At 68.0% G+C, this 15,228-nt stretch carries 2 protein-coding genes; both read left to right on the top strand.

The window, feature by feature from the left end:
* Positions 1-5,986: non-ribosomal peptide synthetase (locus tag HMPREF2924_RS24860; RefSeq protein ID WP_141765571.1), on the top strand; the 5,986-nt coding region annotated here is incomplete at its 5' end.
* The coding region (locus HMPREF2924_RS24855) for a non-ribosomal peptide synthetase (RefSeq protein WP_141765570.1) at positions 5,987-15,228 on the top strand (9,242 nt) is incomplete at its 3' end. It lies immediately after the preceding gene.

Genomic DNA, 15,228 nt, shown 5'->3' with positions numbered 1-15,228 from the left:
CTACGTGATCTACACCTCCGGCTCCACCGGCATGCCCAAGGGCGTGGCAGTGTCCCACGGCCCGCTGGCCGCGCACATCGTGGCTACCGGCGAGCGCTACGAGATGACCCCGGCGGACTGCGAGCTGCACTTCATGTCGTTCGCCTTCGACGGCTCCCATGAAGGCTGGATGCACCCGTTGATCAACGGTGCGCGGGTGCTGATCCGCGACGACAGCCTGTGGCTGCCGGAGCAGACCTACGCGCAGATGCATCGCCACGGCGTCACCGTCGCGGTGTTCCCGCCGGTCTATCTGCAGCAACTGGCCGAGCACGCCGAGCGCGACGGCAACCCGCCGGCGGCCCGGGTCTACTGCTTCGGCGGCGACGCGGTGGCGCAGGCCAGCTACGACCTGGCCTGGCGCGCGCTACGCCCGCAATACCTGTTCAACGGCTACGGACCGACCGAAACGGTGGTCACCCCGCTGCTCTGGAAAGCCCGCCCGGACGACCCCTGTGGCGCCGCCTACATGCCGATAGGTACGCTGCTGGGCAATCGCAGCGGCTACATCCTCGATGCCCAGTTGAACCTGCTGCCGGTCGGCGTGGCCGGTGAGCTGTACCTTGGCGGGGAAGGCGTGGCGCGCGGTTACCTGGAGCGTCCGGCACTGACCGCCGAACGTTTCGTGCCGGATCCCTTTGGCGCGCCCGGCAGCCGCCTGTATCGCAGCGGTGACCTGACCCGTGGGCGTGCGGATGGCGTGGTGGACTACCTGGGACGGGTAGACCACCAGGTGAAGATCCGCGGTTTCCGTATCGAACTGGGCGAGATCGAGGCACGCCTGCGTGAGCAGGCGGCGGTGCGCGAGGCGGTGGTGGTCGCCCAGGCGGGTGCCAGCGGCCAGCAACTGGTCGGCTACGTGGTCCCGCACGATCCGGCGCTGGCCGAGGACGTCGGCGCCCAGGCGGCCTGCCGCGACGCCTTGCGCAAGGCGCTGAAGGAACGCTTGCCCGAGTATATGTTGCCGGCGCACCTGCTGTTCCTGGCGTGCATGCCGCTGACCCCCAACGGCAAGCTGGATCGCAAGGGCCTGCCCAAGCCAAGCGCCGATCAGCAGCAACGCGACTACCAGGCACCGCGCAGCGAAGTGGAAAGACAACTGGCGACGATCTGGGCGGAGGTGCTGAAGCTGGAGCAGGTCGGCCTGGCCGACAACTTCTTCGAGATCGGCGGCGATTCCATCATTTCCCTGCAAGTGGTCAGCCGTGCGCGCCAGCTCGGCATCCATTTCACTCCGAAGATGCTCTTCGAGGCGCAGACCATCGGTGCCCTGGCTCCGCTGGCCGAGAGCGGTACGCAGGTGCTGGCTATCGACCAGGGACCGGTGACCGGCGTCACGCCGTTGCTGCCGATCCAGCAGGGTTTCTTCGCCGAAGAGGTCGCCGAGCGCCACTGGTGGAACCAGTCGGTGCTCCTGGAAGCCCGCGAGCCGCTCGATGCCCGACTCCTTGAGCAGGCCCTGCGGGGCGTGCTGGCGCACCATGATGCGCTGCGCCTGTCCTTCGCCCGCGAGGCGGCCGGCTGGACGGCGCGCCACCGGGGTGTGGAAGAGGGCGCTGCGGCGCTGCTCCGTGTCGCTCGGGTCGCCGACCTGGCGGCGCTGCGGGCGCTGGCCGACGAAGTCCAGCGCAGTCTCGACCTGGCCGATGGGCCGTTGTTGCGCGCCCTGCTGGCGACCTTCGACGACGGCAGCCAGCGCCTGCTGCTGGTTATCCACCACCTGGTGGTGGATGGCGTGTCCTGGCGTATTCTCTTCGAAGACCTGCAGACCGCCTACCGGCAGTTGCTGGCGGGTCAGGCCGTCGAGCTACCGGCCAAGACCAGCGCCTTCAGGGATTGGGCCGAGCGCCTGCAGGCGTTTGCCGGTGACGGCGGCCTGGATGGCGAACTGGCGTACTGGCAAGGGCAATTGCAAGGCGCCTCCAGCGACCTGCCGTGCCTCGACCCGCAGGGCGACCAGAGCAACCGCCATGCCCGTTCGGTCAGTTGCGGACTGGACGCCGAGGCGACCCGGCAATTGCTGCAGGAAGCGCCGGCCGCCTACCGCACCCAGGTCAACGACCTGCTGTTGACCGCGCTGGCGCGGGTGATCTGCCGCTGGACCGGGCAGGTCGATGCGTTGATCCAGTTGGAAGGGCATGGCCGCGAAGAACTCTTCGCCGAGATCGACCTGACGCGCACGGTGGGCTGGTTCACCAGCCTGTTCCCGCTACGCCTGACGCCGGCCGAGGGCATCGCCGCATCGATCAAGGGCATCAAGGAGCAACTGCGCGCGGTGCCGAACAAGGGCATCGGCTTCGGCGCCCTGCGCTACCTGGGCAGCGCGGCGAGCCAGGCAGCCCTGGCCGGGTTGCCGGTGCCGCGCATCACCTTCAACTACCTCGGCCAGTTCGACGGCAGCTTCGCCATGGAGGAGGGCGCATTGTTCGCTCCGGCCGGCGAGCGTGCCGGCGACGACCAGAGCCCGGACGCGCCGCTGGCCAATTGGCTGGCGCTGAACGGACGCATCTATGGCGGCGAACTACGCATCGACTGGAGCTTCAGCGGCGAGTGCTTCGAAATCGCCAGCATCCAGCGCCTGGCCGACGCCTATCGCGACGAACTGCTGGCGCTGATCGCCCACTGCCGCGTGGCCGAGGGCCAGGGTCTGACGCCCTCGGACTTCCCGCTGGCGCGCCTTGACCAGGCGCGTCTCGACCAGTTGCCGCTGGCGCCCTGCGAAGTCGAGGACCTCTACCCGCTATCGCCGATGCAGCAGGGCATGCTGTTCCACAGTCTGTACCAGCAGGAGGCCGGCGATTACATCAATCAACTGCGGGTCGACATCGACGGTCTGCATCCGGAGAGCTTCCGCGCGGCCTGGCAGGCGGCGTTGGACGAGCACGATGTGTTGCGCAGCGGGTTCCTCTGGCAGGGCGCCTTCGAGACGCCGCTACAGGTGGTGCGCAAGCGTGTCGAAGTGCCGTTCAGCGTACTTGACTGGCGCGGTCGCGAGGACCTGGCGGCGGCCCTCGACGAGCTGGCCGCCGGCGAAGGCCGACTGGGCTTCGACCTGAGCGAGGCGCCGCTGCTGCGCCTGGTGCTGGTGCGCACGGACGAAGAGCGCTACCACCTGATCTACACCAATCACCATATCCTGATGGACGGCTGGAGCAACTCGCAGCTGCTCGGCGAGGTACTGCAGCGCTACCGTGGCGAAACGCCGCCGCGCTCCGGCGGCCGCTATCGCGACTACATCGCCTGGTTGCAGCGCCAGGACGCCGCGCTCGCCGAGGCCTTCTGGCTGCCGCGCCTGCGCCAACTGGACGAGCCGACCCGCCTGGGGCAGTCGATCGCCCAGGCCAAGCAGCGCGGCAAGGGCTACGCGGAACGGTTGCGCGAGCTCGATGGCGAGCAGACCCGGCGCCTGGCCGAGCTGGCCCGCGAGCAGAAGATCACCGTCAATACCCTGGTCCAGGCCGCCTGGCTGATGTTGCTGCAACGCTATACCGGACAGGACAGCGTGGCCTTCGGCGCTACTGTCGCCGGCCGCCCGGCGGAACTGAACGGTATCGAGGAGCAGATCGGCTTGTTCATCAATACCCTGCCGGTCATCGCTACCCCGCTTCCGCAGCAGAGCCTGGCGTCCTGGCTGCAGGCGGTGCAGGGCGAGAACCTGGCCCTGCGCGAATTCGAACACACGCCGCTGTACGACATCCAGCGCTGGGCTGGGCAGGGCGGCGAGGCGCTGTTCGACAATATCCTGGTGTTCGAGAACTACCCCGTTTCGCAGATGCTCCAGCAGCAGGCCTCGCAAGGCCTGGCTTTCGGTGCCGTGGGCAACCACGAGCAGACCAACTACCCGTTGACCCTCAGCGTAAGCCTGGGGCAGCGCCTGGAACTGCAGTTCGCCTATGACCGCGAGCATTTCGACGACGCCAGCGTGGCGCGCCTGGATCGTCACCTGACGCACCTGCTGGCGCAGATGGTCGAGCGTCCGGCCAGCACCTGCCTGGCCGAGTTCCAGCTGCTGGAAGCGGCGGAGCGGCGCCAGGCGATCTTCGACTGGGGGCGCAACCCGGGACGCTATCCGGACGAGCGCAGCGTCGAGCAGCTGTTCGCCAGCCGCGCGGCGATGGAGCCCGAGCGGGTCGCATTGCTCTTCGAGGAGCGCCAGCTGAGCTACGGCGAGCTCAACGCCCAGGCCAACCGCCTGGCCCACCGCCTGATCGAGCTGGGCGTGGGGCCTGACGTGCTGGTTGGGATCGCCGTCGAGCGCGGGCTGGAAATGATCGTCAGTCTGCTGGCGGTGCTCAAGGCCGGCGGCGCCTACGTACCGCTGGACCCGGAATATCCGCAGGAGCGCCTCGGCTACATGATCGAGGACAGCGGCATCGCCCTGTTGCTCAGCCAGAGCCACCTGCTGCAACGCCTGCCAGCGGCCTCCGGGATCGCCTGCCTGGCGCTCGACCAGGCGCGGGACTGGCAGGACCGTCCGGCGAGCGACCCGCAGTTGCGGGCGCATCCGCAGAACCTCGCCTACGTGATGTTCACCTCCGGTTCCACCGGCCGTCCCAAGGGCGTCGGCATCAGCCGAGAGAGCCTGTCGCGGCATACCCACGTTTCGCTGGAGTTCTTCGGCATCGGGCCGGACGACCGGGTGCTGCAATTCTCCACCTTCAATTTCGACGGCTTCGTCGAGCAGCTCTACCCGCCGCTCGCCTGTGGCGCCTCGGTGGTGCTGCGCGGCACCGAGATCTGGGACAGCGAGACGCTGTACCGGGAGATCGTCGAGCGACGCATCACCACGGTGGACCTGACTACCGCCTACTGGAACATGCTGGCCAAGGACTTCGCCAACCAGGGCGTGCGCGACTACGGCGCGCTCCGTCAGGTCCACGCCGGGGGCGAGGCGATGCCGCCGGAAAGCCTGGTGGCATGGAAGGCCGCCGGGCTGGAGCATGTGCGCCTGCTCAACACCTACGGCCCCACCGAGGCGACCGTCACGGTCACCACCCTGGATTGCGCGCCCTACGTCGACGGCAGCAAGGCGATCCCGGCGACCATGCCGATCGGCAAGGTGCTGCCGGGCCGCGCCATCTATCTGCTGGACGATGCCGGGCAACCGGCGCCGGTCGGGGCGGTCGGCGAGCTGGTGATCGGCGCCGAACTGCTGGCGCGTGGCTATTTCAAGCGTCCCGACCTGACGGCCGCACGCTTCATTCCCGATCCATTCGACGAGCAGGGCGGCGGCCGCCTGTACCGCACCGGCGATCTGGCACGCTACGGCGCCGACGGGGTGATCGAGTACGTCGGCCGGGTCGACCATCAAGTCAAGGTCCGTGGCTTCCGCATCGAACTGGGCGAGATCGAGGCCTGCCTCGGCGAGCACCCGGCGGTGCGCGAGGCCCTGGTCATCGCCGTCGAGGGTGCTGCCGGGGCGCAGCTGGTGGCCTATCTGGTGCCGCAAGCGGAAGCGCTGGCTAGCGCCACGCTGGAGGTACAGGCCGCGCTGCGCAACGAGCTGAAGGCCCTGCTGCGCGACAGCCTCCCCGAATACATGGTGCCGGCGCACCTGCTGTTCCTCGAACGCCTGCCGCTGAGCCCCAACGGCAAGGTCGACCGCAAGGCTCTGCCGGCGCCCGACGCCAGTCTCCTCCAGGAGGCCTACGTGGCGCCGCGCAGCGAGCTGGAATGCCAGGTCGCGGCGATCTGGCAAGAGGTGCTGAAACTCCAGCGGGTTGGCCTCGACGACCATTTCTTCGAACTCGGCGGGCACTCGCTGCTGGCCATCAACGTGATTTCGCGCATTCAACTGGAGCTGGGCATGAAGCTCACCCCCCAACTGTTGTTCCAATTCCCGACCCTGGGGCTTTTCGTCAGCAATCTGGAAAAGGCCGGTGGGCAGGTCGACACATCGAAACTGAACAAGCTGGAAGCCCTGCTTGATGAAATGGAGGAAGTTTGAATGGACATGAGCGTAGCTTTGCGGGTTGCCCGGCGCTTCATCACGCTTCCTCTCGACAAGCGCAAGCTGTACCTGGCGAAGATGCAGGAGGAGGGCGTGACGCCGGCCAACCTGCCGATTCCCGAGGTGGCCTCGGCCTTCGAGCGTATCCCGTTGTCCTATGCCCAGGAGCGCCAGTGGTTCCTCTGGCAGATGGACCCGCAGAGCGCCGCCTACAACATTCCCTCGGCGCTGCGCCTGCGTGGCGAACTGGACGTCGAGGCGCTGTCCGCCAGCCTGGGCGCCATCGTCGAACGCCACCAGAGCCTGCGCACCGTGTTCGTCGAGGACGAACAACTGGATGGCTTCCGCCAGCAGGTGCTGGCGTCGGTCGACGTACCCGTCCCGGTTACGCTGGCGGGCGACGACGACGCGCAGGCGCAGATTCGCGCTTTCGTTGAAAGCGAGACGCAACAGCCCTTCGATCTGCGTAACGGTCCGCTGCTTCGCGCGCGCCTGCTGCGCTTGGCGGCCGACGATCACGTGCTGACCCTGACCATCCACCATGTGGCAGCCGACGGCTGGTCCATGCGGGTACTGGTGGAGGAACTCATTGCCCTGTACGGCGCGCGCCGGCAAGGCGTCGAGGCGACGCTGCCCGATTTGCCGATCCAGTATGCGGACTATGCGATCTGGCAACGACACTGGCTGGAAGCCGGCGAACGCGAGCGCCAGCTGGAGTACTGGATGGCGCGGCTGGGCGGAGGGCAGAGCGTGCTCGAACTGCCGACGGACCGCCAGCGCCCGGCGCTGCCGAGCTACCGTGGCGCGCGCCATGAACTGCAGTTGCCGCAGGCGTTGGGCCGACAGTTGCAGGCGCTGGCGCAGCGCGAAGGGACGACGTTGTTCATGCTCCTGCTGGCCTCGTTCCAGGCGCTCCTGCATCGCTACAGCGGCCAGGACGAGATCCGCGTCGGCGTGCCGGTGGCCAACCGCAACCGGGTCGAGACCGAGCGGCTCATCGGCTTCTTCGTCAATACCCAGGTGCTGCGCGCCGATCTTGATGCGCAGATGCCGTTCCTTGACCTTCTACAGCAGACCCGTGTCGCCGCGCTCGGCGCCCAGTCACATCAGGACCTGCCGTTCGAGCAACTGGTCGAGGCTTTGCAACCGGAGCGCAGTCTTAGCCACAGCCCGCTGTTCCAGGCCATGTACAACCACCAGAACCTGGGTTCCGCAGGTCGCCAGTCGCTGGCGGCGCAGTTGCCGGGGCTGAGCGTCGAGGACCTCTCGTGGGGCGCGCACAGCGCGCAATTCGACCTGACCCTGGACACCTACGAATCGGAACAGGGCGTGCACGCCGAATTCACCTATGCCACCGACCTGTTCGAGGCTGCGACCGTGGAGCGCCTGGCACGTCACTGGCGCAACCTGCTAGAGGCCGTCGTCGCCGAGCCGCGAAGACGCCTCGGCGACCTACCGCTGCTCGACGCCGAGGAGCGCGCCACGCTGCTGCAACGCAGCCGTCTGCCGGCGAGCGAATATCCCGCCGGGCAGGGTGTGCATCGCCTGTTCGAGGCCCAGGCCGGGCTGACCCCGGACGCGCCGGCCTTGCTGTTCGGCGAGGAACGCCTGAGCTACGCCGAACTCAATGCGTTGGCCAACCGCCTCGCCTGGCGTCTGCGCGAGGAGGGTGTCGGCAGCGATGTACTGGTCGGTATCGCGCTGGAGCGCGGCGTACCCATGGTGGTGGCCCTGCTGGCGGTGCTCAAGGCCGGTGGCGCCTATGTGCCGCTGGATCCGCAGTATCCCGCGGACCGCTTGCAGTACATGATCGACGACAGCGGACTGCGCCTGTTGCTCAGCCAGCAAAGCGTGCTGGCGCGCCTGCCGCAGTCGGATGGGCTGCAAAGCCTGCTGCTCGACGACCTGGAGCGACTGGTGCACGGCTACCCGGCGGAAAACCCGGACCTGCCGGAGGCGCCCGACAGTCTCTGCTACGCGATCTACACCTCCGGTTCCACCGGCCAGCCGAAAGGCGTGATGGTCCGCCATCGAGCCTTGACCAACTTCGTCTGCAGCATCGCCCGGCAACCGGGCATGCTGGCGCGGGACCGTCTGCTGTCGGTGACCACCTTCTCCTTCGATATCTTCGGCCTCGAGCTATACGTACCGCTGGCGCGTGGCGCCAGCGTGCTGCTCGCCAGCCGCGAGCAGGCCCAGGATCCCGAGGCCCTGCTCGATCTGGTCGAGCGGCAGGGCGTCACGGTATTGCAGGCGACCCCGGCGACCTGGCGGATGCTGTGCGACAGCGAGCGTGTCGACCTGCTGCGTGGCTGCACCCTGCTGTGCGGTGGCGAGGCGCTGGCGGAGGACCTGGCGGCGCGTATGCGCGGATTGTCGGCATCGACCTGGAATCTCTACGGGCCGACCGAGACGACGATCTGGTCGGCACGGTTCCGCCTCGGCGAAGAGGCCCGGCCGTTCCTCGGCGGGCCGCTGGAAAACACCGCTCTGTACATCCTCGACAGCGAAATGAACCCATGTCCGCCCGGCGTCGCCGGCGAACTGCTGATCGGCGGCGACGGCCTGGCGCGTGGCTACCATCGCCGCCCCGGCCTGACCGCCGAACGCTTCCTGCCCGACCCGTTCGCCGCCGACGGTTCGCGCCTGTACCGCACCGGCGACCTGGCTCGCTACCGCGCCGATGGGATCATCGAATACCTTGGACGGATCGACCATCAGGTGAAGATCCGGGGATTCCGCATCGAACTCGGCGAAATCGAGACGCGCCTGCTGGAGCAGGACAGCGTGCGCGAGGCGGTGGTCGTCGCCCAGCCGGGGGTGGCCGGGCCGACCCTGGTGGCCTACCTGGTGCCCACCGAGGCCGCGCTGGTCGGCGCCGAGTCGGCGCGCCAGCAGGAACTGCGCAGCGCATTGAAGAACAGCCTGCTGGCGGTTCTCCCGGACTACATGGTGCCGGCGCACATGCTGTTGCTGGAGAACCTGCCGCTGACGCCGAACGGCAAGATCAACCGCAAGGCGCTGCCGCTGCCGGACGCGAGCGCGGTCCGGGACGCCCATGTCGCGCCCGAGGGCGAGCTGGAACGGGCCATGGCGGCGATCTGGAGCGAGGTCCTGAAGCTCGGCCACATCGGTCGGGACGACAACTTCTTCGAGCTGGGCGGCCACTCGCTGCTGGTGACCCAAGTGGTTTCCAGGGTACGCCGCCGCCTCGACCTGCAGGTGCCGCTGCGTACCCTGTTCGAGCACAGCACCCTGCGCGCCTATGCGCAGGCCGTGGCGCAGTTGGCGCCGGCCGCCCAGGGCGGGATCGTCCGATGCGCCAGGGACGCATCGCCGCAGCTGTCGTTCGCCCAGGAACGCCAGTGGTTCATCTGGCGCCTGGATCCGCACAGCGCGGCCTACAACATCCCGGTGGCGTTGCGTCTGAAGGGACCGCTGCGGCGCGATGCCCTGCAGGGTGCCCTGGACCTGCTGGTGCAGCGCCATGAAACGCTACGCACCACCTTCGTCGAACACGATGGCGCACCGCGGCAGGTCATCCACCCGACGCTGCCGATAGCCATCGAGGAGCGACGACCGCCGGTGGCCGGCGAAGACCTGAAGGGGCTGGTGGAAACCGAGGCCCATCGGCCGTTCGACCTGCAACGCGGACCGCTGCTGCGGGTCCTGCTGTTGCCGCTGGCGACGGACGAATGCGTGCTGGTGCTGACTCTTCACCACATCATCGCCGATGGCTGGTCGATGCAGGTCCTGGTGGACGAACTGATCCGCGTCTACGCCGCGCTTCGGCATGACCAGCCCCCCGCGTTGGCGGAGTTGCCGATCCAGTACGCCGACTTTGCGGCCTGGCAACGCCAATGGATGGATGGCGGCGAGCGTGAGCGTCAACTGGGCTACTGGGTTTCCCGCCTGGGCGGCGAGCAGCCGTTGCTGGAGTTGCCCAGCGACCGGCCGCGCCCGCAGCAGCAGAGCCATCGCGGCCGGCGCATCGGCATCCCGTTGCCGGCGGAACTCGCCGAAGCCCTGCGGCGGCTGGCCCAGGCCGAGCAGGGCACGCTGTTCATGCTGCTGCTGGCCTCGTTCCAGGCACTCCTGCATCGCTACAGCGGGCAGAATGACATTCGTGTCGGAGTACCCATCGCCAACCGCAATCGCGAGGAGACCGAGGGGCTCATCGGCTTCTTCGTCAACACCCAGGTGTTGCGCGCCGAACTCGACGGACAACTGCCGTTCCGCGAATTGCTACGGCAGGTCCGGCGGGCGGTGGTGGAAGCGCAGGGTCATCAGGACCTGCCGTTCGAGCAACTGGTGGATGCGTTGCAGCCGGAACGCAGTCTCAGCCATGCGCCGTTGTTCCAGGTGATGTACAACCACCAGCGCGACGATCATCGCGGTTCGCGTTTCGCTACCCTGGGCGAACTCGAGGTCGAGGACCTGGCCTGGGACGTGCAGACCGCGCAGTTCGACCTGACCCTGGATACCTACGAATCCTCCAATGGCCTGCTTGCCGAACTGACCTATGCCACCGATCTCTTCGACGCGTCGAGCGCCGAGCGCATCGCCGGCCACTGGCTGAACCTGCTCCAGTCGATCGTAGCCCGGCCGGAGGCGCGCATCGCCGAGCTGAAACTTCTGGACGAGGCCGAAGCGCGTGCCGACCTGCTGCAATGGAACCCCGGTCCGCAGGACTTCACCCCGGCTTCCTGTCTGCACCGCCTGATCGAGCGCCAGGCCGCCGAGCGACCGCGGGCGACGGCAGTGGTCTACGGCGAACGCGCGCTCGACTACGGCGAATTGAACCTGCGGGCCAATCGCCTGGCGCACCGGCTGATCGAGCTCGGTGTCGGCCCCGACGTGCTGGTCGGCCTGGCGGCCGAGCGCAGCCTGGAGATGATCGTCGGTCTGCTGGCGATCCTCAAGGCCGGCGGCGCCTATGTCCCGCTCGATCCGCGCTACCCCAGCGACCGGCTGGGCTACATGATCGAGGACAGCGGCATCCGCCTGCTACTGACCCAGCGCGCGGCGCGCGAGCGCTTGCCGCTCGGCGAGGGCCTACCCTGCCTGCTGCTGGACGCGGAGCATGAGTGGGCCGGCTACCCGGAGAGCGATCCGCAGAGCGCTGTCGGCGTCGATAACCTGGCGTATGTGATCTATACCTCCGGCTCTACCGGAAAACCGAAGGGTACCCTGCTGCCGCATGGCAACGTGCTACGCCTGTTCGATGCCACCCGGCACTGGTTCGGTTTCTCCGCGGACGACGCCTGGAGCCTGTTCCACTCCTACGCGTTCGATTTCTCCGTCTGGGAGATCTTCGGCGCGTTGTTGCATGGCGGCAGGCTGGTCATCGTCCCGCACGAGACCAGTCGTTCGCCAGAGGACTTCCTGCGCCTGCTGTGCCGGGAACGGGTGACGGTGCTGAACCAGACGCCGTCGGCCTTCAAGCAACTGATGCAGGTCGCCTGCGCCGGCCAGGAGGTTCCGCCGCTGGCCCTGCGGCATGTGGTGTTCGGTGGCGAGGCGCTGGAAGTGCAGGCCCTGCGCCCATGGTTCGAGCGTTTCGGCGATCGAGCGCCGCGCCTGGTCAACATGTATGGGATCACCGAGACCACGGTCCACGTGACCTATCGTCCGCTGTCGCTGGCGGATCTCGACGGCGGGGCGGCCAGTCCGATCGGCGAACCGATCCCGGACCTGTCCTGGTATCTGCTCGACGCCGGGCTGAACCCTGTGCCCAGGGGCTGCATCGGCGAGCTGTATGTGGGGGGCGCGGGATTGGCGCGGGGCTATCTGAATCGCCCCGAGCTGAGTTGCACGCGCTTCGTGGCCGATCCGTTCTCCACGACTGGGGGACGTCTGTACCGGACCGGCGACCTGGCCCGCTATCGTTGCGACGGGGTGGTCGAGTACGTCGGTCGGATCGACCACCAGGTCAAGATTCGCGGCTTCCGCATCGAACTGGGCGAAATCGAGGCCCGCCTGCTCGCACAGCCGGGCGTGGCCGAGGCGGTCGTGCTGCCTCACGAGGGGCCGGGCGCTACGCAACTGGTCGGCTATGTCGTGACGCAGGCGGCGCCAAGCGACCCCGCCGCGTTGCGCGACACGCTGCGCCAGGCCTTGAAGGCGAGCCTGCCGGAGCACATGGTGCCCGCCCACTTGCTGTTCCTCGAGCGCCTGCCGCTGACGGCCAACGGCAAGCTGGACCGGCGCGCCTTGCCCGCCCCGGACGCCAGCCGCCTGCAGCAGGACTATGCCGCGCCGCGCAGCGAGCTGGAGCAGCGCCTGGCGGCAATCTGGGCGGATGTGCTGAAGCTTGGCCGCGTCGGCCTGGACGACAACTTCTTCGAACTTGGCGGCGACTCGATCATTTCCATCCAGGTGGTCAGCCGCGCGCGCCAGGCCGGGATCCGGCTGGCGCCCAGGGACCTGTTCCTGCACCAGACGATCCGGGGCCTGGCCGGCGTGGCCGTCGAGGGTCGCGGCTTGGCCAGCGCCGAACAGGGGCCGATCAGCGGGAGCACGCCGCTGCTGCCGATCCAGCAGATGTTTTTCGAACTGGATATCCCGCGGCGCCAGCACTGGAACCAGTCGGTCCTGCTAGAGCCGGGGCAGGCGCTCGACGGTACGCTTCTGGAAACGGCGCTGCAGGCCTTGCTGGCGCACCACGATGCGTTGCGCCTGGGCTTCCGCCTCGAAGACGGGACCTGGTGCGCCGAACACCGCGCGGTCGAGGCCGGCGAGGCGTTGTTGTGGCAGCAGTCGGTCGCCGACGGCCAAGCGCTGGAAGCCTTGGCGGAGCAGGCCCAGCGCAGTCTCGACCTGGGCCGCGGGCCACTGTTGCGCGCGCTGCTGGCGACGCTCGGAGACGGCAGCCAGCGGTTGTTGCTGGTGATCCACCATCTGGCGGTGGACGGGGTTTCCTGGCGGATCCTGCTCGAAGACCTGCAGACCGCCTACCGCCAGTTGCAGGCCGGCCAGGCCGTTGCGCTACCCGCCAAGACCAGCGCCTTCAAGGCGTGGGCCGAACGCTTGCAGGCGCATGCCCGCGACGGCGGCCTGGAGGGCGAGCGCGGCTACTGGCTGGCGCAGCTCGAAGGCGTATCCACCGAACTGCCCTGCGACGATCGCGAGGGTGCGCAATCGGTCCGGCATGTCCGTTCGGCACGTACCGAGCTGACCGAAGAGGCCACGCGCCGGTTGTTGCAGGAAGCGCCGGCGGCCTACCGGACCCAGGTCAACGATCTGCTGCTCACCGCCCTGGCGCGGGTCATCGGTCGCTGGACCGGCCAGGCGGATACCCTTATCCAGCTCGAAGGACACGGGCGCGAGGAGCTGTTCGAGGACATCGACCTGACCCGCACGGTAGGCTGGTTCACCAGTCTGTTCCCGCTGCGCCTGTCGCCGGTGGCGGAGCTGGGCGCTTCGATCAAACGGATCAAGGAGCAACTGCGCGCGATTCCGCACAAGGGTCTGGGTTTCGGCGCCCTGCGTTACCTCGGCAGCGCCGAGGATCGGGCGGCGCTGGCGGCCCTGCCGAGTCCGCGCATCACCTTCAACTACCTGGGACAGTTCGACGGCAGCTTCTCCGCCGATTCCTCCGCGCTGTTCCGTCCCAGCGCCGATGCGGCCGGCAGCGAGCGCGATAGCGATGCGCCGCTGGACAACTGGCTGAGTCTCAACGGCCAGGTCTATGCCGGCCGGCTCGGTATCGACTGGAGCTTCAGCGCCGCGCGTTTCAGCGAGGCGAGCATCCTTCGCCTCGCCGATGCCTATCGCGACGAGCTGCTGGCGCTGATCGAGCATTGTTGCGCCGCCGATGTCGAAGGCGTGACCCCTTCGGACTTCCCCCTGGCAGGGCTCGACCAGCGGCAACTGGACGCTTTGCCCCTGGCGGCGGGCGAGGTGGAGGATCTCTATCCGCTGTCGCCGATGCAGCAGGGGATGCTGTTCCACAGCCTGTACCAGCAGAACAGCGGCGACTACATCAACCAGATGCGTCTGGACGTGGAAGGCCTGGATCCCCAACGCTTCCGCGAGGCCTGGCAGGCGGCGCTGGATGCCCACGAAGTCCTGCGCAGCGGGTTCCTCTGGCAGGGCGCGCTGGAAAAGCCGCTGCAACTGGTGCGCAAGCGCGTCGAGGTGCCGTTCAGCGTGCACGACTGGCGCGACCGCGCGGACCTCGCCGAGGCGCTCGATGCCCTCGCGGCCGGCGAGGCCGGGCTCGGCTTCGAACTCGCCGAGGCGCCGCTGCTGCGGCTGGTGCTGGTGCGTACCGGCGAACGCCGGCACCACCTGATCTACACCAATCACCACATCCTGATGGACGGCTGGAGCAACTCGCAGTTGCTCGGCGAAGTCTTGCAGCGCTACCGCGGCGAGACGCCGTCGCGCTCGGATGGGCGCTATCGCGACTACATCGCCTGGCTGCAACGCCAGGATGCGGGTCGCACCGAGGCGTTCTGGAAGCAGCGCCTTCAGCGGCTGGGCGAGCCGACCCTGCTGGTTCCGGCGTTCGCCCACGGGGTGCGGGGTGCCGAGGGCCATGCCGATCGCTATCGTCAGCTGGACGTCACCACGAGCCAGCGCCTGGCAGAGTTCGCCCGTGAGCAGAAGGTGACGCTCAATACCCTGGTCCAGGCGGCCTGGCTGATACTGCTGCAACGCTACACCGGGCAGGACACCGTGGCCTTCGGTGCCACCGTATCCGGTCGTCCGGCGGAGTTGCGCGGGATCGAGGAGCAGATCGGCCTGTTCATCAACACGCTGCCGGTGGTCGCCAGCCCGTGTCCGGAGCAGCCGCTCGGCGACTGGCTGCAGGCGGTGCAGGGCGAAAACCTGGCGCTGCGCGAGTTCGAGCACACGCCGTTGTATGACATCCAGCGTTGGGCCGGGCAGGTCGGCGAGGCCCTGTTCGACAACATCCTGGTATTCGAGAACTACCCGGTTTCCGCAGCGCTGGCGGAAGAGACACCGACGGACATGCGGATCGACGCGCTTAGCAACCAGGAGCAGACGCACTATCCGCTGACGCTGCTGGTGAGCGCCGGAGAGACCCTCGAACTGCACTACAGCTATTCCCGCCAGGCTTTCGACGAGGCGGCGATCGAGTGCCTGGCGGAACGCCTCGAACGCTTGTTGCTGGGGATGTGCGAAAACCCGGGGGCGTCGTTGGGCGAGCTGGACAGTCTGGCTGCCGCCGAGCGCTACCAGTTGCTGGAAGGCTGGAACGCCACTGCGGC

The organism is Pseudomonas sp. HMSC063H08 (assembly GCF_001813645.1).
Lineage (GTDB): Bacteria > Pseudomonadota > Gammaproteobacteria > Pseudomonadales > Pseudomonadaceae > Pseudomonas > Pseudomonas aeruginosa.
Note: the sequence above shows the minus strand (reverse complement) of the source record. Positions and strands in the feature narration are given on the sequence as shown.